The organism is Ilumatobacter sp. (assembly GCF_041688325.1).
GTDB lineage: Bacteria > Actinomycetota > Acidimicrobiia > Acidimicrobiales > Ilumatobacteraceae > Ilumatobacter_A.
The window spans coordinates 1-1945 of the sequence record NZ_JBDNIJ010000262.1 but is presented as its reverse complement, the minus strand read 5'-3'; the positions used below and the strand labels follow the sequence as shown (position 1 = coordinate 1945).

At 61.8% G+C, this 1945-nt stretch carries 3 protein-coding genes and 1 tRNA gene; 1 reads left to right on the top strand and 3 read right to left on the bottom strand.

The window, feature by feature from the left end; all coding sequences use genetic code 11:
• Positions 1-160 precede the first annotated feature (160 nt).
• The 3 genes from ACH2EI_RS14405 to ACH2EI_RS14395 form a co-directional block, all read right to left on the bottom strand.
• Entirely contained in the window at positions 161-796 is a 636-nt protein-coding gene (locus tag ACH2EI_RS14405) for a hypothetical protein (protein WP_395160539.1), read from the bottom strand.
• 97 nt (positions 797-893) lie between these two features.
• Positions 894-969: transfer RNA gene (locus ACH2EI_RS14400), tRNA-Thr, on the bottom strand.
• 53 nt (positions 970-1022) lie between these two features.
• A complete protein-coding gene (locus tag ACH2EI_RS14395; protein ID WP_395160537.1) occupies positions 1023-1724 on the bottom strand; it encodes a spheroidene monooxygenase in 702 nt (233 codons plus the stop codon).
• Between the two features lie 21 nt (positions 1725-1745).
• Between ACH2EI_RS14395 and ACH2EI_RS14390 the strand changes: the two genes are divergently transcribed.
• Positions 1746-1945 (top strand): glycerol-3-phosphate acyltransferase (locus tag ACH2EI_RS14390; protein WP_395160535.1); only part of this gene is annotated, 200 nt, incomplete at its 3' end.

The following is a 1945-nucleotide window of genomic DNA, read 5'->3' as shown; positions in this document are numbered from 1 at the left end:
TCACTCAAGCCGAACAAGCCGGCTGACGCTCTGGCGAGAGAAGGCGCTCGCGACCCGAGCAGGGTCTGGACCAGAAGCCATGGGTCTGACCCGTCGGCCGTCGTGGTGAACACGTAGCCGTCCTGATTGAACGGCAGCTCGCACACCTCCGCACGATGCTTCACCCGATCGCGTTGGACCTCAAAAGTCGTGATCGTGTCATCGTCCAACGAGATCTTGCGGCCAGCTCGACGTCGTACTCGTCGGCCGTCGCCAAGCGCTTGCGAGTCTCGGCGAGCGACGGGGGAGTGTTCTCCTTTGTTCTCAACTTCGGACGCGAAGCACTCACGGCTTGGTTGACCGGAATCCAACCCCACTTCACGGCCTGGCCGAGTGAGCCGCGAAGGATCGCGTGCACGTGGCGGACGGTTCCCGGCGAGAGTTTGTGCTCTCTGGTGAGGGCTGCGTAGTACGCATCGATTCGCTGTGTCATGACTTTGCTGAGGCGTAGCTTCCCGAGATCCGGCCCGATCCGCCGGTTCACGATTCGCCGGTACTCGCGAGCAGTCGTCGGTGAGAGTCGGTTGTCGACCTGGTTGAGCCATCGAAGGAGCAACTCGTTGAGCGTGGTCGACGACGACAAGATCTTGCCCTCCGCAACCTGGGCGACGAGCGCCAAGAGCGCACGCTGAGCTTCTCGTTTGGTTCCGACGTGGATGCGGCTCAACTGCTTCTGGCGACCGCTTGTGGGGTCGCGCGGCAGCTGAACGATCAACTCCCAGTTGCCTGGGCGGCGCTCTCGCAGTGTGCCCTTCACGGCGCAAACCGCACAGCAATAACTTGGTGAGAACTTGGTTGACTCTCACCAGAGTGATTCTTAGTCACTGAGAAACATCTATCTGGCAGGTGTTTCGTGGAGCCCAGACCGAGAGTCGAACTCGGGACCTACGCATTACGAATGCGTTGCTCTACCAACTGAGCTATCTGGGCAATTCCAACTCGTTGCCAAGAAGGACGACACAAATATATCGGCCGAGGCCGGGTCAGCCTCGCGGGCATTCGAGTGGATCTCGACCGTCCCAAGTCCCTGACGACCCGTAGGGCTCGAATCGAGCGAACAACTCTTCGGCATACCAGTCGCCATTGCGGGTCTCTTCGACCACCTGCTGATGCCTCGGCATCGAATACGCGTAGGTTCGCGCCGCACCCATCGACTCCCACAAGCTGAACGTCGCAAGCCGTCCGACTGGGGCCTCTCCAACACCGACGACATCGATCAAACCGGGTGCCGTATGCAATTCGGTATCGACTTCGACACCTGCCTGGCCGAAGGCCTTCCACGAGCGCCGGCGCACGTCGGCACGGGTGATGATCGCAATCGGGCCCGACCTGTCGCCCGGCTCCATGCCGTCGAGTGGATTCATGCCGCGCCACTTGCCGTGGCCTCCGACCGCCTTCAATCGCACGTGCCAACTCTCAGCAGCACGCTGCCACCGCTTGGGGATGCGATGCGATGACATGAACCTGTCGAGGTCGGCTTCGCTCTCCCACACTGCGAAGAGCGCCGTCCGTCGGAGGTCGGCACCCGGCCCGGTGTTGTTGCCTTCGCCGCTCCCCATCAGCCGCCAGAAATGCAGGCCATCGACCCGCGACATCGCAGGCCGGTCGAGCCCGAGACGTGCCAATGCGAACACAGCACGGCCACGTCGCTCACGAATCAGGTGGAACGATGCAATGCGGGCCATGCATCGGCCATGCTGTCAGCAATGAGTTCGTTCAGCACGACCATCCTCGATGTTCTTCTCGTCTTTGTGGTCGGTTATCGGCTCGGTTCGATCCCTGTTGCCAACCTGGTCGCACGCCGCCGTTCGACAATCGACCTGCGAGAAGTCGGGGATCGGAACCCCGGGTTCTGGAACGCACGCGAGACACTCGGCAAGCGGGCTGCGGTGCCGGTGTTCGTTGG

Bases quoted from the DNA above. Each gene is read 5' to 3' on its own strand.
- ACH2EI_RS14395 (WP_395160537.1), bottom strand. From the start codon at position 1,724: ATGGCCCGCATTGCATCGTTCCACCTGATTCGTGAGCGACGTGGCCGT.